General features: G+C 28.9%; 20 protein-coding genes. 14 read left to right on the plus strand and 6 right to left on the minus strand.

All coding sequences use genetic code 11. From position 1 onward, the window contains the following. Window positions 1–125 precede the first annotated feature (125 nt). Window positions 126–854, plus strand: a complete 729-nt coding sequence (locus SOR77_RS03295) for an SPASM domain-containing protein (RefSeq protein WP_320635766.1) — start codon at window positions 126–128, stop codon at window positions 852–854. A 66-nt stretch (window positions 855–920) separates the two neighbouring features. Then, on the plus strand, window positions 921–1490 hold the full coding sequence (locus SOR77_RS03300; protein WP_320635767.1) for a TetR family transcriptional regulator: 570 nt from the start codon (window positions 921–923) through the stop codon (window positions 1488–1490). A 152-nt stretch (window positions 1491–1642) separates the two neighbouring features. Here SOR77_RS03300 and SOR77_RS03305 read toward each other — a convergent pair whose 3' ends face one another. The 5 genes from SOR77_RS03305 to SOR77_RS03325 are packed head-to-tail and all read right to left on the minus strand — an operon-like array spanning window position 1643 to window position 6618. Continuing rightward, complete coding sequence (locus SOR77_RS03305) at window positions 1643–2830, minus strand: hypothetical protein (RefSeq protein ID WP_320635768.1); 1188 nt, start codon at window positions 2828–2830, stop codon at window positions 1643–1645. Between the two features lie 10 nt (window positions 2831–2840). Next, the gene (locus SOR77_RS03310) at window positions 2841–4100 is read right to left on the minus strand and encodes a hypothetical protein (protein WP_320635769.1); all 1260 of its coding nucleotides are present in this window, start codon (window positions 4098–4100) and stop codon (window positions 2841–2843) included. Further along, the gene (locus SOR77_RS03315) at window positions 4097–5410 is read right to left on the minus strand and encodes a hypothetical protein (protein ID WP_320635770.1); all 1314 of its coding nucleotides are present in this window, start codon (window positions 5408–5410) and stop codon (window positions 4097–4099) included. Before SOR77_RS03315 ends, SOR77_RS03310 begins: the two co-directional genes overlap by 4 nt. Then, entirely contained in the window at window positions 5410–6249 is an 840-nt protein-coding gene (locus SOR77_RS03320) for an ABC transporter ATP-binding protein (RefSeq protein WP_320635771.1), read from the minus strand. The genes SOR77_RS03315 and SOR77_RS03320 overlap by 1 nt, the downstream gene beginning before the upstream one ends. 12 nt (window positions 6250–6261) lie before the next feature. Then, a complete protein-coding gene (locus SOR77_RS03325; protein ID WP_320635772.1) occupies window positions 6262–6618 on the minus strand; it encodes a GntR family transcriptional regulator in 357 nt (118 codons plus the stop codon). Window positions 6619–6757: 139 nt separating this feature from the next. On the opposite strand from SOR77_RS03325, the gene SOR77_RS03330 reads away from it, so the two are divergent. From SOR77_RS03330 to SOR77_RS03340, 3 genes are read left to right on the plus strand one after another with little or no spacing between them, the layout of a single operon-like run. Next, window positions 6758–7021, plus strand: a complete 264-nt coding sequence (locus tag SOR77_RS03330) for a DUF503 domain-containing protein (protein ID WP_320635773.1) — start codon at window positions 6758–6760, stop codon at window positions 7019–7021. Then, the gene (gene nth / locus SOR77_RS03335; protein WP_320635774.1) at window positions 7021–7671 is read left to right on the plus strand and encodes an endonuclease III; all 651 of its coding nucleotides are present in this window, start codon (window positions 7021–7023) and stop codon (window positions 7669–7671) included. The genes SOR77_RS03330 and nth overlap by 1 nt, the downstream gene beginning before the upstream one ends. Further along, a complete protein-coding gene (locus SOR77_RS03340) occupies window positions 7664–9076 on the plus strand; it encodes a VanW family protein (RefSeq protein ID WP_320635775.1) in 1413 nt (470 codons plus the stop codon). Before nth ends, SOR77_RS03340 begins: the two co-directional genes overlap by 8 nt. Here the strand turns inward: SOR77_RS03340 and SOR77_RS03345 are convergent. Further along, the gene (locus SOR77_RS03345; protein WP_320635776.1) at window positions 9073–10593 is read right to left on the minus strand and encodes a bifunctional UDP-sugar hydrolase/5'-nucleotidase; all 1521 of its coding nucleotides are present in this window, start codon (window positions 10591–10593) and stop codon (window positions 9073–9075) included. The genes SOR77_RS03340 and SOR77_RS03345 overlap by 4 nt on opposite strands. A gap of 96 nt (window positions 10594–10689) precedes the next feature. Here SOR77_RS03345 and SOR77_RS03350 point away from each other — a divergent pair, with 96 nt between their 5' ends. From SOR77_RS03350 to SOR77_RS03390, 9 genes are all read left to right on the plus strand, one after another. Next, window positions 10690–12768: a DNA topoisomerase III gene (locus SOR77_RS03350; protein WP_320635777.1), complete on the plus strand. Its 2079-nt coding sequence runs from the start codon at window positions 10690–10692 to the stop codon at window positions 12766–12768. Then, window positions 12761–13246, plus strand: a complete 486-nt coding sequence (locus SOR77_RS03355; RefSeq protein WP_320635778.1) for a hypothetical protein — start codon at window positions 12761–12763, stop codon at window positions 13244–13246. Before SOR77_RS03350 ends, SOR77_RS03355 begins: the two co-directional genes overlap by 8 nt. Next, window positions 13233–14045, plus strand: coding sequence for a S1 RNA-binding domain-containing protein (locus SOR77_RS03360; RefSeq protein WP_320635779.1), 813 nt, complete (start codon window positions 13233–13235; stop codon window positions 14043–14045). Before SOR77_RS03355 ends, SOR77_RS03360 begins: the two co-directional genes overlap by 14 nt. Beyond that, window positions 14035–15309 (plus strand): 23S rRNA (uracil(1939)-C(5))-methyltransferase RlmD, encoded by a 1275-nt coding sequence (rlmD, locus tag SOR77_RS03365; protein ID WP_320635780.1) that lies wholly within the window; start codon window positions 14035–14037, stop codon window positions 15307–15309. The genes SOR77_RS03360 and rlmD overlap by 11 nt, the downstream gene beginning before the upstream one ends. Window positions 15310–15761: 452 nt before the next feature. Continuing rightward, on the plus strand, window positions 15762–16448 hold the full coding sequence (locus SOR77_RS03370) for a Crp/Fnr family transcriptional regulator (RefSeq protein ID WP_320635781.1): 687 nt from the start codon (window positions 15762–15764) through the stop codon (window positions 16446–16448). A gap of 73 nt (window positions 16449–16521) precedes the next feature. Then, window positions 16522–17223: a DUF542 domain-containing protein gene (locus SOR77_RS03375; RefSeq protein ID WP_320635782.1), complete on the plus strand. Its 702-nt coding sequence runs from the start codon at window positions 16522–16524 to the stop codon at window positions 17221–17223. After that, window positions 17223–18434 carry an MBL fold metallo-hydrolase gene (locus tag SOR77_RS03380; protein ID WP_320635783.1) on the plus strand — a complete coding sequence of 404 codons (1212 nt, stop codon included), beginning with the start codon at window positions 17223–17225 and terminating at the stop codon, window positions 18432–18434. The genes SOR77_RS03375 and SOR77_RS03380 overlap by 1 nt, the downstream gene beginning before the upstream one ends. Window positions 18435–18764: 330 nt before the next feature. Next, complete coding sequence (locus SOR77_RS03385; protein ID WP_320635785.1) at window positions 18765–19034, plus strand: helix-turn-helix domain-containing protein; 270 nt, start codon at window positions 18765–18767, stop codon at window positions 19032–19034. 397 nt (window positions 19035–19431) lie between these two features. Further along, the coding region (locus tag SOR77_RS03390) for a helix-turn-helix domain-containing protein (protein WP_320635784.1) at window positions 19432–19742 on the plus strand (311 nt) is incomplete at its 3' end.

Here is a 19742-nt window from a genome sequence, read left to right on the forward strand (position 1 = left end):
TTATTAATAAGCTAGCTAGCTTAACCGAAAAAATTGAATCTGAACTTATAGCATAATATAAAGATTCAATTATATAATACAATTTAATTTTTAAATCAAAAATCATTAAAATATTTATCATACCCTTGACACGAGAGGGTAAGGGTTCTTTTGTTGAAGTTAGTCATGCAATGGATCTGTTAAAATCATATGGAATTCCATATGGAAGTTCTCTTGTATATACTTCTAAAAACTATAGAGCCATAACATCCGACGAGTTCTTAGATTTTTTAGTAAGCAAGGGTTCAGTTTTTGCTTGGTATTTCCATTATATGCCAGTTGGAAAGGGAGCTAACACTGAATTGCTTCTAACTCCCGAACAGAGAGAATATGTTTTTTGGAGAATTAAAGAAATAAGAGCATTTAATTCTGGCAAACCTATTTTCACAATGGATTTTCAAAATGATGGACCAGCTATGGAGGGTTGCATAGCTGGGGGAAGAAATTATTTTCACATCAACTCAAATGGAGATGCAGAACCTTGTGTATTTATTCATTACTCGGACTCAAATATAAAAAATATGGACTTAATTGATATTTTAAAGGCGCCTTTGTTTAGTACCTATAGAGAAGGTCAACCATTTAATAAAAATCATTTAATGCCATGTCCTATGTTGGAAAATCCTTATGAATTAAAGAAAATATTGTCAAAGACAAGTGCAAACTCAACCGATTTCGAAAGTAAAGAAACACCAGAAGAACTTCAAGCTAAAACTATTCCCTATGCCAAAAACTGGAAGGAAACTGCTAATAATTTATGGAATGAATACTATGTAAATAAAGTACATAGTCCACAGTACAAGTCTGATAAATAATTTAGTAGTTTATATTCTATTATTGATAGCATAATCCTGTTTGATATAATAAAAATGGTGATGATAATGAATAGAAATTCTGCAAAAGATTTGATTGTGGATAGTTTTAAGGAGTTAGTTAAAACTACTGATTATGAAAAAATCACCATAAAAATGATAACTGATGGTGCGGGATTTATAAGACCAACTTTTTATAATCATTTTAGGGATAAAGATGAAGTTTTTGAATACATTCTAGAAACTGAGTTAGTTTCTAATGCTATATCTTTGATTGATGTCTATATGTACAATGAAGCTGTGAAATTAGTGTTTATGTTTATATTTAGCGATATAAAGTTGTATAGAAGAGCTTTCAAAGTAGAAGGACTAAATTCTTTTAAAAATTCTTTTACAAAATCAGTAAAGAAGATTATCCACTACTTATTAAATAGCATGGGATTTGACCACAATGAATCTTATCCGCTACTTAACATAAGTACTCTATCTACTCTATATTCCAATCTTATAACAGATATAACTGTTAAATATATTTATATTGACGATGTAGATAAAATAAATGTTGATGATTTAATTAATACTATTAATTTTATGGAATCAAATTCTATTCTAGACATTATTAGTCAAAAGAAAAATTAATAGGTTTAATTTAAAATTTTATATTATCCTATTTAACTAACTGAGTTTATCGCTCAGTTAGTATAATTTATGATCAAAATTCTATTAGTTTAATATCTTATGAGGTCTTGTGAAAGTTTTAAAAATTTTTATTTGTGATGAATTTTTAATTCCTAATTAGAATATAGATTCATATCGACCATTTCTTTTTTTAAAAGCTTATATTTAAAAAATATTATAATTGTCAATAAAAGCAAATTACCACCATTTATAATTAAAAGTCTATCTATATTTATGTTTATTAGCAACATAAGTAAAAAATAATATATAATTATTATTAACGGTACTAACCAAAAAGGACGTTTTAATCTAAAAACAGTATAAGACCTTTCATAAAACATCATAAAGTATAGTGTGCCGGTTAATGTTAGAATCATATATTTGATATCTATATTAAACAGATTAAAATAACTCAATACAAATCCAATAGCTAAGATTGATACGACAAAATACATTCTATTAACTAGTTTAGTAATGTAAATTTTTTGTTTTGTAATAGGCAGCCCTAACAATGCCATTGAGTTAATAGGATTATCAAGCATAATTACCATAGACACTATAAATGTAAATAGTCTAGGCTTAATAAAAATACACAGCACTGAACAAATAAATATATATTTTAGTTCTGAAGTATAAGAGTTTAAATTAATAGCATCATTTATATTTTTAACCTTAGTTTCACTGTTTTTAAATATAGAAAATTTAAAATTATTTTTAAATTTTGATTTTTTATTTTTGACATTTAAATAATTAATATCTATAAAACATGACAAAATTATAAAAATTAAAATTAAACAAATTCCTATAACTAAATATTTCTCATTTGAAATAAAATTTGTATTTTTAAAAAAATAAAATACAACTATTCCAATTGATATAGAAAATATATTAAATCTTTTAAAGAGCTTGAATATTGAGTAGATCAACGCTAATATAGCCAAAAATAAAATTAAATTAATTTCTATTGCGTCAGTGGTAATGTAATTACATATAGCAAATACAAAGGTATAGATGAAAAATAAAGTTACTGTAAATAATGTATAAGCTATAGGATAGAGATTTATTTTGTTTAATGGAAGAGTTGATAATATTTTTCTGTCGTACGGCAATCTTTTAAGTGATATAAATTGAAGAATTACACCGAGCAGATAGATTGAGTTCAATTCTCCAGCGGAACTATTTCCATTATAGACATTAATTGCATTAATAAGTATAAATACAAAGAATATAGAAAATACACCTCTAACGTTAAAAGTAGAAGCTTTTAAGTTTATCAAATACATATTTTTTAAGTTTTTCATATCCATCCTCCTAGTTAGATTTTAATTTTAATACGTCGGACAAATCATTATTTAATATATTTATATTGTTAAGATTAAATTTAACAATTGTATAAACGCCAATGAGAAATACTAAATTTAAAAATATTAATAAAAATACATCAGTATTAATAGTAGAGCTTTTTGTAAACAGAAGAATTGCTATACTCATAATTGTGTAGGATATATTAATTACTCTGTAGCTGGAGTAAAATAATTCATTGGCTAAGATTATTCCAAATATCCATACTAAATTTAACAGATAAGTTTCAGGGAGTATTACACCGTTGAAAAATATATCAAAAAGCATAGATAATACTAATACAGAGAATATTATTTTTATTTTGGTTTTTAAATTTATCAAATAAATCTCTCTTGGAGTTACTGGAAGTCCAACTAGAGATAGTATATTGTCACCATTTTCATAAAATCCTATGATGGCAATACTAAAAAATAGAAAATTATAGTTAGCTCCTGATGTCAAATAATCAAATCCTTTAAAAGGTATATAAACTATCATAAGCAGAAGTAGTATAGGGTTTATTGATGTCCACTTTAATTTGCTAATTAAAGAATTTGTATTGTTGTTATTATCAAAATTTAATCTAATAATTTCTGATTTATTATATTTTTTGCGTTTAGATTTCTTTTCTTTTATCCAACCCCAATTTAAAAATATATAAACTGTTAAGATAACAAGCATAATCAACGGAAATATTAATGCAATGTAGCTATTTGTGTATCTTGAGATAAAGATAAGTATTGGATTTATAAGAAAATAGATCCAGTATATACCAATGGAACTGTCATTGGAGAATAGAGAATTCTCAGAACTCGCACGCATCAACTTAAAAATTTCTATTATAATAGAAATATTTATAAATCTTATAATTAGATACCATGAGATTTCTAATCCAAGGTAAGCTTCATAAATCCAAAAAGGAAGCATATATAAAAGATTAATAAATAAATATACAATTGTGGTTGCTATCGGGTAAAGGTAGATTTTTTCAATTGGCATGGTTGATAGTACGTTTTTTTTATAAGGCAAGGTTGTTATAAATAACATTTGACCTATCAAGCATATATATAAAACAATTTTTAATAAATCTGATTCTTTATTCAGTCCAGAGTGAATTATATATCCTGAAACATTTAAAACTAAATATCCTAAATATATTAAGAATATTATTATTGAATAATATAGAGAAGGATAAAGACAAATTTTTAATAATTTTTTTAAATCTTTCATTTTTTATCTCCTATCTTTTCTGTTTTCAAATTTAAATCGGCACAATTTTTATTTATAGTCTTAATTTTATAAACAATTAAGCTTATCAAAATAAGCAAGAGTACAAAATCTAACCTAAGAAAAATTTTAGTGTTGGCTTTTGCAATTGGAATACGAGCAAATGTAGGAGCAAGTATTATAAAAATTCTAAAAAAGATTTCATAATTTGCTCTGACTGGTATATAAGTAAGTTCAAGTAGCATTAAAAATAGTAGCAGTATCATATATTGAACTAAATATGAACTTAAAAATATTTTGCCAACGATTAGATATTCAGCGGATATATATAGGATTGAAGTTAACACGATAATTAATATTCTCATTTTAAGAGTGGTTATGTATATTTGTCTTGGAGTTATAGGTAGTCCAATTAGCGACAACATACTACTCCCGTTTTCATAGATGAAGAGAAAGAGTAATATAGTATACATAAGATAAAAGTTGTTTTCACTGGTTATAGAAGATTTATTAAATATAGTTATAGCAACAGCAATTCCCATAAATAGTAAATAAACAAATAGAATATTTGAATGTGAAGTCCATTTCAAATAGGCTATGAGTTTTGTCAATTTCATATTTTCAATCTTTAGGACATCGGCATTAAGTTTATTTAATTCTTTCTTGGATTTATAATTTTCTATTTTAGATATTTTTTTATAATTATCTTTCCAAGGATTAATTAGTGCACCAGCGTATATAAAACTCGCTACTGCCAATATAATTAAACCAATTTGTACATAGAATATAACATTATAAATATCACTACTAAAAGGATGTATTAATGACAATATAAAAAAGATTGAAACTACAATATAGATAGCTAAGGTATTTATAAATAAAAATCCAGATTTAAGTTTGCCAAATATTTGGTAAATGAATAAAAATAGCACAGAATTTATTAGTAGTAACATAAAGTTATAGTTAACTGTAAGTCCTAATAATTTCTGAAAAGCTATGTATATCACCATATAAGGCATTACCGCTGTCAACAATCCTAAAAAGCTCGCAAGTGGATACAAGTTTAAATTATAAAAAGGAAGTGTTTTTAGCACTTTTAAATCATAATTTAAAATAGCAGGTAGAGATACTTGCCCAAGTATACACAAGATGAGAATAAATTCTACAGTGAAGAAATTAAGTACTTGTTCTGGATTTCCAACCCACTGAAAAAATTTAATAGCTAAAAAAAATGTATATATAGAAAAAAATACTTTAAAGACATATTCAGAATTTATAAGAATTATTTTATACATTTTTTTTAAGTCAGACATTATTTTCGTCCTCCGTAGTACATTATGTCTTGAATTGTTGCATCACTAAAAGGGATTCCTTCGGGTAAATTTTCTTTTGAAACAAGTCCAATAAAGAAAGATTCATCTTCTTCATATCCTAAAAATAAGTCTTTATTAAATGATTTTGCTTCAGAAAGATATGTTTTAATTATTTTGTAGTTTTCTCTAATTGATTCGATATCTTGAGAAAATACCAATTTTCCTCTATTTATAAAAGTTAGATAGTCGGCAAAAGTTTCTAAATCTTCTGTTAAATGTGTAGAGTAGAGAATTGAGCAATTTGTTCTGTCTCTGTACTCACGTAGTATTTTTAGAGTTTCACGTCTTACGATAGGATCTAGTCCTGCAGTGGGCTCATCCATAATTATTAATTTGGCATTGTGGCTCAGAGCGAGCGCAATTTGAACTTTCATATTTTGTCCTTTAGATAAGTCTTTAAAGCTCTTTTCTTTACTTATATTTAAACGTTTTACTAACTCATTAAAATATTCTTGATCGAAGTTTGAAAAAACAACTTTATGTATTGCTTCCATTTTTGAAAGGTTAAAATTTGAAGGCAATATATTTTGATCAAATACAAATCCAATCTTGTCTTTAATTTCTACATTATTTGCAGGAATATTTTCTAAACCAAATATTTTAATTTCTCCTCCCGTAGGAAAAATTATATTCATAATTAAATTGATTATGGTAGTTTTACCAGAGCCATTTGGACCTATAAGACCCATTACATATCCTTCATCAAGGGAAAAACTTATATTTTTAAGTTCAAATTCGAAATCATAATAATCTTTTGATACATTTAAAAGTTCTAACATAGTACATACACCTCACAATAAATTTAATAATTCGATAATTTGGTTTTTAGAAATACCATGATTTTTTGCATCAATTAGCATTTCTGATAATTTTTCTTCTAATTCCATCATCTTATACTCTTTGATAGTTTCTAAATTTTGATAATTTACAAAAGTACCTTTGCCGGGAATCGTATATGAAAGTCCTAATTCTTCCATAGTGTCATAAGCTTTCTTAGCTGTTACCAGAGAAACATTCATGGTTTTTGAAAGGCTCCGCATGGATGGAAGGGGTTCATCATTTTTTAATCGACCAGTTAAAATATCATGTTTAAATTTTTCAACTATCTGCATGTATATAGGCAATTTTTCGCTATTGCATTTTTCCATAAAATCACCTCTCAGTTATAACTGTTATTGTTATTAATTAAATTATAATAACAGTTATAACTGATGTCAATCATTAATTTTATAATTATAAAATTTACGTTTGTGATATAATAAATTTATGGTTATAGTAGGTTGTAAGGTGAAACTTAGAATATTTTCACCAAACAGTTTAAAAGAGAAAAGAAGAATTTTAAAATCTCTAATTCAAAAAATGCAAAGTAAATTTAAAAATATTTCAATAGCCGAAGTTGGAGATAATAACATTTGGCAAAGTGCAATTATAGGAATTGCAATAGTATCTAATGATTCAAAGCACGCTGATGAGATAATAAATAAATGTGTGGATTATATAGAAGTATTTGGAGATGTAGAGATTGTGGAAATGGATATAGAGATGTACTAATGAGAAAGATTTTAACTAAAAAAGAAGCTGATGAAGTTTTAGATTTATTAGAAAAATTACATCCGGATGCGAGATGTGAATTGGAGCATAGAACTCCGTTTGAATTGTTAATAGCCACTATATTGTCGGCTCAGTGTACTGATGTTAGAGTTAATGCAGTTACTGAAGAACTTTTTAAAGTTGCCAACACTCCTAAGCAATTTGTGGAGATGGGGCTTGAAGAAATAAAGAGATGGATAAAACCTTGTGGCTTTTATAATAATAAAGCCAAAAATATTTTGAGTGCATCTGAGGTTTTGATAAGTGAGTATGATTCAGAAGTTCCAAATACAATTGAAGAATTGATGCAATTGCCTGGTGTGGGGAGAAAAACTGCAAATGTCGTTGCATCGAATTGTTTTGGAGTGCCTGCAATTGCTGTAGATACTCATGTATTTAGATTGTCAAATCGGATTGGATTTGTAAATGAAAAGGACGTTGAAAAGACGGAGTTAGCACTTCAAAAGAAGATAGATAAGAGTAGGTGGACTTTAGCGCATCACACTTTAATTTTTCATGGAAGAAGGGTTTGCAAAGCAAGAAAACCACTGTGTGAGAATTGTAATATAACTGATTACTGTAGACATTATTTGGGAGGAAATAATGGGTAATAAAATTTCAGAAAAGATGAAGGACAAGAGAGTTGTAGCTGCTCTGTGTGTGGGAGTTACATTTTTAATTTCACTTATTTATTATGTAAATGTGAGTAAAAGCACTAACATATACGGAGGAGTTAGGGTAGGCGAGATAGATCTTTCTAAACTATCAAAACAAGAGGCTTATGAAAAATTATCAAAACAAAAGGAGGAAGATTTAAAAAATAAAAATATGTCTTTCTTGTTAGAAGATAAAACTATAGAAATTCCTTATGAACAACTGGGATACAATGCAGATATCAAAATGGCAGTTGAAAAGGCTTATGATGTGGGTAGAACAGGAAATGTGTTTATAGATTATATAAATATAGTTACACCGTTTTATCAAAAAAATATAACATTAAATGAAGGATTTGAAGTTAGTAGTTTAGATAAGTCTTTGGCATATTTGACAGACAAAGTATTTAAAGAACCTGTAAATGCAGATGTTGTAACTACAAAAGAAAAAGAGTTTAAAGTTTTAAAATCTGAAACCGGAAGATATTTAGATGTGAACACAACAAGAGATAGTATATTGTCAAACATAAGTAAAAACGAAGTTATTCCTCTAAAAGTAAATATTTCATATCCAAAAGTTACAGAAGAAAAATTTGAGGGGATAGATGCAATTTTAAGTGAATTTACAACTGACTATTCTACTTCAGCAGCTGGAAGAAAAGCAAATGTGGCAATTGGAGCACAATTTTTTAATGGGCTGGTAGTAGAACCATCACAAAATATTTCTTTTAACGGAACTGTTGGTGAAATTTCTGTAAAAAATGGATTTCAAAAGGCAGGAGTTTTAGTAAATGGGGAACTTGAACAAGGAGTTGGCGGCGGAATTTGTCAAGTGTCTACAACTCTATACAATGCACTTTTATTATCAAACTTACAAATAGATGAAAGACACAACCACACAAGACCGATAGCTTATGTAGATATAGGAACTGATGCAGCTGTTGTTGAAGGATATAAGGATTTAAAATTTACTAATAACTTGCCGCACAGAATTTATTTAAAGTCAGAGGCTGATGGAGAGAAACTAACATTCCAAGTTTTTGGGAATAGAGCAGATAAGATATATGATGTTGAAATATTTACGAAATTATTGGGAGTTGAAAGCCCAAAGACTGTAAAAAAATTCACATATAAATTATATGAAAATGAAGAAGAAGTTGAATCTTCTGGAGCAAAAGGTTATTCTTATGCAACTTATAAAAAGTTAAAAAAAGGTGAAACAGAGACAACTGAAAAAATTTCAAACTCATATTACTTGCCTAAAGATAAGGTTATTTTAGTTGGCACTAAAGAAAAAGATAGTGCAAAAGAAATGGTTGCAAGTAAAGAAAAGAGTAAGAATAAAAAGACAGTGGAGAATTAAATTTCCATTGTCTTTTTTTTCTGAAGAACTTTAAATAATTTAGTTTCATTGTATACAAAAGTTTCGTTAGGTAGGCTTTTTAAATATTGCTCTACAAGTTCTCTGATAGTTCCAAATTTGCCATTGTTTTTAGTTTCTGTTGATGAAATTATTTTTTGAGCAAATGTATTTTTTAAAGGGCCTCTATCACAAGTTAGGTAGTTCATTCGATATTGGTTCATACCTATTGTCAAAAAGTCTGAATCTAAAATTGGTTGGCCTGAAGCATATTTTAAATCGCAGACAACATCTTCTTTATTCAAATCAATAGTATATTGGATGTTTCCAAAAATATCTAACGTTTTATATTTAAAACGAACACGTCTTTTTGAAATTTCAACATATCCATTAACTAAAGAAAAGTATCTGTAACTCCAGTTTATATATTTTCTAAGTTGTTCTCCGGTGATTTTATAAACAGTAACTTCCCCACCTGTGTAAGAATATATTTTTGAAAGTTCGCTAAGTGTCAAAGGCCCGTTTTTTAGCACTGGGTTTTTAAAATCGAATTGAAAAGCCACCACATCACATGGATAGTAAGAAGATATGGCATTTGTAAACAGATGAATAAGCGGTCCATCTTCTAAGTCATAGTCATAATCTCCCTCAACATTTTCCAAGTAGCCAATAGTTCGACAAATATTGTCATATATGTTACGGTGGAACGGCAGAAGTTTTTCAAGCAAATCAATATCAGGATAAAAATTCTTTGATTGTATAAGCTTAGAGTTTTTATTTATTAAAGATTTATTTGAAAATTCAAGTTCAACAAGAGAGACGGATTTAGCATATGCTCCCGGCTGAGTTATCAAAGTTTCTCCAATGTATTTCTTTTCGATTTCTTCGTGTGTATGACCTGCTATAATCACATCAAATGGGATTTTTAAATCTTTTAAAATGGACTCAACTCCAGTGTGCAGTTTTGAATTTTCATCTTTCATACCAACGTGAAAAAGCCCAACTATTACATCTGAAATAGGTTTTATTTTCGGCATTAGTTCGTTTAAAGTTTCCACAGGATCTACAATTGGAGGATGGTTTAACAAACCATTTCCAAAAGAATTTACCATTAGCGTATCTATTCCTATAAAAGCAATCTTAATGTCATTTATTTCTATAATTTTATAACTTTCCATAATCGGATGGTCTATATTAGCTATTAGTGCAGAATTTTTAAAAGCAGCTATATTTTTAAGAAGATTTTTTTCGCCAAAGTTAAATTCATGGTTACCCATGTTCCATATATCGTAGCCAATTTCATTTACACACATAACTGCAGGATTATATTTATCTACAAAATTTTCTACAAAATTACCTTGTATTAAATCTCCATTATCAACAATTATAGAATTATCATCTGAAAGAGAATCTATAAGAGTTTTGATATGGCATATTGAAGAGTTTGATTCGGACATAGTCCTGTAATCATAAGGATATAATTTCCCATGTATATCAGTAGTTGCAAAAATTTTTATCATCTTTATTTTTCCTTTCACTTTAAATTTAACATAATATAAAAAATTTTTAAAGAAGATGTTTAATATGGTAAAATTAGTAGAGATTAGGAGGATGTCATGGGAAAAAGTTTAATTTTAGCTGAAAAACCTTCAGTGGCAAGAGATATTGCAAGAGTATTAAATGTGAAGGGGAATAGAAAGGGATATTTAGAATCTGATGGAAGAATTGTAACTTGGGCTCTTGGGCATCTTGTAACTTTAGCTACACCTGAAGAATACAACAAAACTTATGAAAAGTGGAGAGCAGAAGATTTGCCAATAATTCCGGAACATATGAAATTAAAGGTAATACAATCTTCTAAAGCTCAATTCAATATTGTAAAAGAACTCATAAATAGAAAAGATGTTTCTGAAATAGTAATTGCAACCGATGCAGGAAGAGAGGGCGAATTAGTTGCAAGGTTGATTTTGAATATGAGTGGAAACAGAAAACCTTTAAAGAGATTGTGGATTTCATCTGTTACTGATAAAGCTATTAAAGAAGGATTCAAAAATTTAAAATCAGGCGATGATTATTTAAATTTGTATAAATCAGCCGATGCGAGAAGTCAAGCTGATTGGATTATTGGGATAAATGCCAGTCGAGCTTTGACAGTTAAATACAATGCGAGCTTGTCATGTGGTAGAGTACAAACTCCAACTTTAAATTTAATAAAAATAAGAGAAGATGAGATAAATAATTTCAAACAAGAAGAATATTACAGTTTGAGCATAATAGCAGGTGGAGTTGAATTTAAGCTTGTTAAGAACGCAAATTATAAACATAAAAGTGAAATAGAAGATTTAAAAAATAAATTTGATAGAAGCATAGAGGTTATAGATGTAGATACAAAAGTGAAAAAGAAATATCCATCACAGCTCTACGATTTAACAAATTTACAAAAAGATGCCAATACAAAATTTGGATATTCAGCTAAAGAAACACTTAATTTAATGCAAACTTTGTACGAAAGACACAAAGTGTTGACTTATCCAAGAACTGATTCAAGATATTTAAGTGAAGATATAGTTCCTACGCTTGAAGACAGGTTGAGTGCAATTAATATAAAGAATTATAGAGAAGATATAAGAGAGATAAGAAAAAATGGAATAAAAAAGTCTAACAGATTTGTGGACGACAAAAAAGTTTCTGACCACCACGCAATAATTCCGACAGAAGAGCCTGTGAGAATTGAAGAACTCTCTGATAAAGAATTTAAGATATTTGATTTAGTTGCAAAGAGATTTATAGAAAATTTACTTCCACCGGAAGAATATTCTGAAACTACAGTAACAGCTAAAGCAGGAGATATTGAACTTAGAGCAAAAGTTGATAAATATAAAATTAGTGATAGAAAAATTATAATAGATGAAATAAAAGTCAACACTCATCACAATAGACAGCCTGAGTACTATAATGAAGGTACTCTTTTATTGGCAATGGAAAATCCAACTTCACACATCAAAGATTTATCCGGGAAAGAGACAAAAATTTTAAAATCTACCGGTGGAATAGGGACAGTTGCCACAAGGGGTGATATAATAGAGAAACTCTATAGTTCTGATTTAATAGAAAATGTGGACGGGAAAATAAAGATAACTTCAAAAGGTAGACAACTTTTGGAAATAGTGCCGGAGAAACTTAAAAGTCCCAAGATGACAGCTGATTGGGAACAAAAACTTTTGAGTATAGAAAAGGGTGAGTTAAAGGCAGAAGAGTTTTTAAAAGAAATCAAAAATTATTCTAAAGAGAGCGTTGGAGAAATACTCACATCAGATAAACAATATAGACATCAAAACTTAACTTCTACAAAATGCGATGTGTGTGGGAAATACATGTTGAGAGTTAATAGGAAAGAAAAGGAAATGTTGATTTGTCAGGATCCAAATTGCAACGGTAGAAAAGTTATTTCAGTTATGACAAAATCTAGATGTCCAAATTGTCACAAGAGATTAAAGCTATTAATGGAAAGTGGACAATACGTATGCGAAACTTGCGGGTATAGAACTTCAAAAGAAGCCATGGAAAAGAAGTTTAAGGAAAAGGCAAATCAACCTAAAAAGGGTGAGGTTAAAAAGTTTTTAAATAAACAAGAAGACACGAGCATAAATAACACATTGGAAAATCTTTTAAAAGGATTGAAGTTAGATGATTAGAAAAGAGTCGATATATCAAAGGCTCATTGAGAATAAAGTAGGAGACATTACAGAGTATAGAACGAAGGAAAACAGAATAGGGACGAAAGAGTTGTTAAAAGCTGTAATGGATTACTATGAGAGAGATAAGGAATCAATAGCAGAGTTTACAGAGTATTTTAGATATCACAGAGCAGAAAATATATGGGACGAATTCAGCATAAGGCTATTTTCATTAGAAGAATTTAAAGAAGATAAATTAGTTGGATTGTCAATTTTACTTATGAGAGATACGAACAGCGTTGAGTGTATAAAATTTGGAATGTTGTTAACTCAATTATATATACTCGACAATGTTCCGGCAGCATTTAAGATTATTGCAGATTTAGCCGTATTAGATGAGTTTTATGATTTAGGAATAAAAATTTTAAAAAACGTTAGAATTTTTCCGGTGATAAGAGATAGTATAGACAGAAAGAGGGACTATGAAATTAGGTAGACATAATTTAACAGTGAAGAAATCAAGACCAAAAGTTATATTAACAGATGGTAGAGAAGAAATAGAATTAAAAGAAAAGAGAAATCTTGAAGTTGGAGAGGTGGTCAGTGCATTTATATACGACACTTCAAAAGACAGAAGAGTTGCAACATTAGAAAAACCATATATAGAAGTAGGTCAAGTTAAGGAATTAAAAGTTGTAGGCAAGTCAGGCGTTGGATACTTTGTAGATATAGGTTTGGATAAAGACATCTTTTTACCGTATCAAGAGAGAGCAGGTAGAATAGAAGTTGGAGAAAGCTATTTAATGACTCTTTATATAGATAAATCTGACAGATATTGCGTAAGTATGGATATAAAAGAAAAACTTAAGAAAAATGACAAGTTTAAAATTAATGATATTGTAAAGGGAACAATTTACCTTTTAGATGCAAGAGGAGCTCACGTTGCAATAGACGGGAAATATGACGGACTTGTACTAAAAGAAGAGCTTAAAGGTATTTATAAAGTTGGAGATGAAGTTGAAGCAAGAATTCAAAGAATTTTAAAAGACAAAAGAATCACTTTAACTTTGAGAGAAAAAGCATATAAACAGATGCACTCAGATGCAGATATGCTCCTTGAATTGATAGAAGATAATGATGGAGTTTTAAACATTGGTGATAAGACTGACCCTGAGATAATAAAAGAAGTTACAGGGCTTTCAAAATCAGCATTTAAAAGAGCAGAAGGAAGCCTTTATAGACAGAGAAAGGTAGATTTATATCCTAATAAGATAGAGTTGAAAAATGGAAATTAAGATTATAGATTTTGACCATAAGGGAAGAGGTTTTGGAAGATACGATGGTAAATCAGTTTTTTTAGACGGTGGAGTAATAGGAGACACCGTCTCTTTTGAAGTTGTGGAATCTAAAAAGAAATTTGATGTAGCAAAAATTTTAGATATTGTAGAAGAGTCTGAAGATAGAGTGGTTTCAAAATGTCCATACTCTAAAAAATGTGGTGGATGTGATTTTTTAGAATACAAATATTCAATGCAAAAAAAATGGAAAAGAGATAATGTTTCAACCACTATGAATAAAATAGGTGGAATAGATACAAAAGTAGAAAACACGATTGGTATGGAAAATCCTTTTTATTATAGAAATCATATTCAACTTAAAGCAGTAGAGGGAAAACTTGGTTACTTTTCAAAAAATAGCAAGGCATTGGTCGAAGTGAAAAGATGTATAATAGCTGAAAAAGAAATAAATAGAGCAATTGAAGTCTTGAAAAATTGGAAAGGACTTAGAAGTGTAGATGAAATAGTCATAAGACAGAATAAAAAAGCTGAACTAATGATTGTTTTGATAACCAAAAATGAAGTGAAAAAAATAAATGGTCTTTTGAGTGAACTTTTAGATTTGAATCTAAAAAGTCTGTTTGTAAATTATAGAAAAAATGAAAGATTTAGATTTGGCAGAGAGTTTAAGAAAATTTATGGCGAAGATTATATAGAAGATGAACTTTTTGGTTTGAAGTTTAGACTATCGCCGGAATCATTTTTCCAAGTGAACAGGATACAGACTGAAAAACTTTACAACACGGCAATAGGATATATGGAGATAAAACCTAACGATGTGATTATGGATTTATATAGTGGGATAGGTTCGATAAGTCTATTGATGACAGAGGCGAAGGAAGTTGTCGGAGTTGAAGTTGTTGAAGCGGCAGTTGAAAATGCTAGACAAAATTCAGAATTAAACAATAAGCATAACACCAGGTTCATAGCCGGAAGAGTTGAAGATACTATATATTCTTTAATAAAAGAGGGAACAAAATTTAATAAAATAATGTTAGATCCTCCTCGAGCGGGAGTGGACGAAAAAGTCATAGAAAAAATAAATGAAATCATGCCGGAGAGAATAGTATATGTATCTTGTAATCCATCAACACAGGCAAGAGATTTAAAACTTTTTAAAGGATATAAAATTGAAAAAATTCATCCGGTTGATATGTTTTGTAACAGCGTTCATTGTGAGTGTGTTGCGCTACTTGTACGAGACAATGTGTCGTCGAAGTAGAAATAGGTGTCGTGCTCCGTCAAGACTATCTGAAGAATGACGAGCGAAGTGAGGAAATGATTCGAGCTAACGAACCGCTTAGTGTATGGTTTGATGTCAAGAAGATAAGAAAGAAGCTATAAAAGCGTTGAAATGAATAGCTTTTAGGATTAAAAAAATCTTAAAAGATATTTTTTATTAGAAAAAACCTTGCGGGGATTAGATTTACAATAAAATAAGATGAAAAAATCTTGTGGGAAAATCAAATCATGAAAGTCATAGTTTTTGTATCTTTTGTTAAAGTATTTTAATACTTGGGTAGAATTATAAAAATAAGGAAATAGTCATTATGATTATTATAAATTTTTTTATTATTGATTAGAAAATAGTACAATGTTAGTAGATCTAGGTAAATAGAATTTTAGATACAACAAAAAAATTTGCTGTATAAAAAATTAAATTAGGAGAAACTAATGCAAACTTGTAATTATTGTCAGGAAAAAGGGAAGTGTCTCTCTAAAATCAAACTTTTTAATAAGCTTGGTGTAGATGAATCAAAAAATATTTATTTATCAGCGGTTCATAAGGATTTAAAAAAAGGTCAAAGTTTATTTTTTCATGGAGATATAGTAGATAAAATTATTATAATTAGGTATGGGAAAATTAAATCTTCAACCTATGATGATGAGGGGAGAGAAAGTATCAGTAAAATTTATGTGGAAGGTGACATGATAGGAGAGAATTCAATTTTCTTAGATAATTCCTATACATCTAATGGAGTTGCAATAGAAAATACAGGGATTTGTCAAATTGATAAGACGATTCTTAGGAAAATTTTAATCAAAGACCATGATTTTTCTTTAAATTTGATAAAATCACTAAGCAAAAAACTGTATGAAACCGAAAAACTTTTAGAAATTTTGTCTATAAAAGATTCATATACTAGACTAGGAGCATTTTTGCTCTATAGAGCGGAGTTGACAAATGATAGCTATATAAGTCTCAATCAAGAGAATATTGCTTCGTCCATAAACATGACTAGGGAAACAGTTTCCAGAAAATTGTCTCAAATGGAAAAAGAGGGATATATAGAAAACACTGCTTATAAAAAGATAAAAATTAAAAATCTAGTTGCCTTAATTAAATTAACAAAGATGTAAAAGTGTGATATATAACACATAAAATTATAAGACCTTCCTTTACAATACAATTAGTTAGAAAAAGGAGGGTAAAATGTTAGATATTCATACTAAGATAGAAGACATAGTTAAGGCGGATACCAATATGATTGGTTTTTTCAATAAGGAGAAGATCGATTTTTGTTGCAATGGCTATATGACTGTTGAAGATGTTGCAAAAGAAAAAAATATAGATCCTATTATCCTTGTTAAAAAAATTCTAGATGGACTAGATACTAGTAATTCTAAAGCAAAAGAAATTATAGACTTAGATGATTTTAAAGAACTTAGAGTAGGGGAGATGATAGATTCTATATTAATTGATCACCATGAAAAAGAAAGAAATTTACTATTTGAAATTGATCCTCTATTAAATAAAATCTTATCTGTTCATTTTGAACACCATGGAGAAGACCTGAGTAAGCTCCATTCGCTCTTTGCTACTCTTAAGAAAGAATTGGAAGAACACTTTATTAAAGAGGAAAAAATTACTTTCCCGTTGATGCTTGAAAATGAGTATCCGACTAAGGATTTAATTAGAGAAGTTGAAGCTTTAGAAGATGATCATGAAGAGGCGGGGGATTTGATCAAAGAAATGATTGAGTTGACAGATTGGTTTAGAACACCAAAAGATGCCTGCAGAACATATATCCATACTTTTGATTTGTTAGAAGAATTAGTAAAAGACGTTTTTGTCCATATTTTTAAAGAAAACTCTATAATATTTGAAAAATATAGAAATAATGGGGGAAAATAATGAAAAAACAAATAAAAAACAATGTACATTGGATTGGAAAAATTGATTGGGAACTAAAAGAATTTCATGGGTCAGAATATTCTGTCCACCATGGGTCTAGTCAAAATGCCTACTTAATTCAAGAAGAAAAGACGGTACTAATAGACACTGTATGGACTACTCATAAAGAAGAATTTGTAAAGAACTTAAAAACAGAAATTCAATTAAATGAAATTGACTATATAGTTATAAATCACGGAGAACCTGATCACTCAGGTTCATTAGTGCAAATAATGGAGGAAATTCCAAATACACCAATATATTGTACAGCAAATGGAAAAAAATCTCTAATTGGTCAATACCACCATCCAGAATGGGATTATAGAACTGTCAAAACAGGTGATACTTTGGATATAGGAAATGGGAAAAAGCTAATCTTTGTTGAAATGAAAATGCTTCATTGGCCAGACTCAATGGCAACATATATGACAGGTGATAATATATTATTTTCCAATGATGCATTTGGCCAGCACTATGCCTTAAGTGAATTATTTAATGATAAAGCTGATCCTACTATTCTATGGAATGAGGCTATGAAATATTATGCTAATATTTTGACACCTTTTTCATCTTTTGCTAAAAAGAAAATAGAAGAGATAGTTGCTATGGATCTTCCTATAGATATTATAGCTACAAGTCATGGTAGTATTTGGAGAGAAAATGCTCTAGAAATTGTAAATAAATATGCACAGTGGTCTGACTCCTACAAGGAAGATCAAGTGACTATTATATATGATTCTATGTGGGGAGCTACTAAAAAAATAAGCCACAAAATTGCAGATGATATTAGAAAAATTTCACCTACAACGAGAACTAAAGTATTATCGGTAGCTGAAATGGATAGAAATGATATTATGACAGAAGTATTTAAGTCAAGAGCAATAGCTGTTGGTTCGCCAACAGTTGGTCGATCTATGATTACTACTATATCTGGATGGCTACATTTTCTTCAAGAACTTAAATTCAAAGATAAGGTGGCCGGTGTCTTTGGATCATACGGCTGGTCTGGTGAAGGAAATAAGATATTGAGAGAAGAGCTTGAAAAAGCAGGATTCCAAATTATTGATGAGGAAATAAAAGCTTCATGGATGCCGGATGATGAATTTTTGAAGGAAACTGAAAAATTCTCTAAATCTTTACTTGAAGCATCGGTTATTGAAAAAAAAGAATAACAAAACAAGTAATATTTTAAGATTTAGTTAAGACTTTGTTAATTTTTCTTTGGATATTTCCAGCTGTCTTATTGAAAAAATGATGTGTTTTAACTAGGATATTATGTAATTGTAATAGCTATTTAGAAATTCTAATATTATTTACTTTTTATAAAATAGGAACAAAAGAAACTGTTGGGGGTATAAATAAACATACCAACCTCAACAGTTTTTTTAAATAGATAGTTTATCATAATAAGTGAAATATAAAATAAACTCATAGCTAATCAGCTGTGTTAATATGTAAGTGACCAAACAAAAAGCATTAAAAGGAGCGATAACCATCTTACCATAGAAGAGAGAACTTGTATCTATCAATTTTTAAATTTAGGAGTGAGTATAAAGAAATTTGTACAAGCAATTAAAAGGTCATCTAGTACAATATCTCGAGAAATTAAAAGAAGTTCATCTAAAATAAAAAATAGTATTGGAGATTATACTAAGTATTTCCCAATAAAGGCAAACGACAAATATATTGATAGAAGGAAAGACTGCTATAGGAAAAGTAAATTATCTAAAGATGTTATTGATTATTTAACTATAAAGATTAACGGACATTGATCTCCTGAACAAATATCAAATAGAAGTACAAAAGTTATTCATCAAATACCATCTACATCAACTATATTAGGAATGTTTGTAGGTCATCTAATATAAGTAATGCGACTAAAACAAGAAAATAATAATCTAAACAGCTCTTTTTTGGGCTGTTTTTTCTGGCTCTATGTCAAATATTGGGGAGACTTGTTAACTTGAGTCTCTTTCTTTATCTAAAAATGGGCACATAGACGCTAATAAAGATATCAAAACTAAAATAGCAAAAAACAACTAAAAATAAGCATAGCAAATAAAACCCCTAGGGGTTTTGCAAATTTTCCCGTTTCCCTAATCTCTACTTATACTAATATCCGTTAAACGATAGATACAATTGTGTGATTTAATGTAGTATAATAATATTATGAAAGATATACAAAAACAAATTCAAGAATTAGAAGCAGAACTCAAAAAAACTAATAACAAAAGAGAATATATAAGGATTAAAGCCATAATACTAAAACTTAAAGGCAACAGTGCCAAATCCATATCTGAAAAATTAGATGTTGGAAAATCTACAGTATTCGCATGGTTAAAAGCATACAGAGAAGATTCTGTAAACGCATTAAAAAATAAAAAAAGACAAGGCAATCATAGAAATCTCTGCTTTGAAGAAGAAAAAGAATTCCTAAAGCAATTTGAAGAAAAAGCAGAAAGTGGACAAATAGTAACAGC

This window comes from Peptoniphilus sp. (genome assembly GCF_034090345.1).
Taxonomy (GTDB): Bacteria; Bacillota; Clostridia; order Tissierellales; family Peptoniphilaceae; genus Peptoniphilus.

What these genes read in the sequence shown, in the direction of transcription:
- SOR77_RS03300 (WP_320635767.1), top strand. Translation starts at nt 921, where the DNA reads ATGAATAGAAATTCTGCAAAAGATTTGATTGTGGATAGTTTTAAGGAG.
- SOR77_RS03305 (WP_320635768.1), bottom strand. Translation starts at nt 2,830, where the DNA reads ATGAAAAACTTAAAAAATATGTATTTGATAAACTTAAAAGCTTCTACT.
- SOR77_RS03310 (WP_320635769.1), bottom strand. Translation starts at nt 4,100, where the DNA reads ATGAAAGATTTAAAAAAATTATTAAAAATTTGTCTTTATCCTTCTCTA.
- SOR77_RS03315 (WP_320635770.1), bottom strand. Translation starts at nt 5,410, where the DNA reads ATGTCTGACTTAAAAAAAATGTATAAAATAATTCTTATAAATTCTGAA.
- SOR77_RS03320 (WP_320635771.1), bottom strand. Translation starts at nt 6,249, where the DNA reads ATGTTAGAACTTTTAAATGTATCAAAAGATTATTATGATTTCGAATTT.
- SOR77_RS03325 (WP_320635772.1), bottom strand. Translation starts at nt 6,618, where the DNA reads ATGGAAAAATGCAATAGCGAAAAATTGCCTATATACATGCAGATAGTT.
- nth (WP_320635774.1), top strand. Translation starts at nt 7,021, where the DNA reads ATGAGAAAGATTTTAACTAAAAAAGAAGCTGATGAAGTTTTAGATTTA.
- SOR77_RS03340 (WP_320635775.1), top strand. Translation starts at nt 7,664, where the DNA reads ATGGGTAATAAAATTTCAGAAAAGATGAAGGACAAGAGAGTTGTAGCT.
- SOR77_RS03345 (WP_320635776.1), bottom strand. Translation starts at nt 10,593, where the DNA reads ATGATAAAAATTTTTGCAACTACTGATATACATGGGAAATTATATCCT.
- SOR77_RS03350 (WP_320635777.1), top strand. Translation starts at nt 10,690, where the DNA reads ATGGGAAAAAGTTTAATTTTAGCTGAAAAACCTTCAGTGGCAAGAGAT.
- SOR77_RS03355 (WP_320635778.1), top strand. Translation starts at nt 12,761, where the DNA reads ATGATTAGAAAAGAGTCGATATATCAAAGGCTCATTGAGAATAAAGTA.
- SOR77_RS03360 (WP_320635779.1), top strand. Translation starts at nt 13,233, where the DNA reads ATGAAATTAGGTAGACATAATTTAACAGTGAAGAAATCAAGACCAAAA.
- rlmD (WP_320635780.1), top strand. Translation starts at nt 14,035, where the DNA reads ATGGAAATTAAGATTATAGATTTTGACCATAAGGGAAGAGGTTTTGGA.
- SOR77_RS03370 (WP_320635781.1), top strand. Translation starts at nt 15,762, where the DNA reads ATGCAAACTTGTAATTATTGTCAGGAAAAAGGGAAGTGTCTCTCTAAA.
- SOR77_RS03375 (WP_320635782.1), top strand. Translation starts at nt 16,522, where the DNA reads ATGTTAGATATTCATACTAAGATAGAAGACATAGTTAAGGCGGATACC.
- SOR77_RS03380 (WP_320635783.1), top strand. Translation starts at nt 17,223, where the DNA reads ATGAAAAAACAAATAAAAAACAATGTACATTGGATTGGAAAAATTGAT.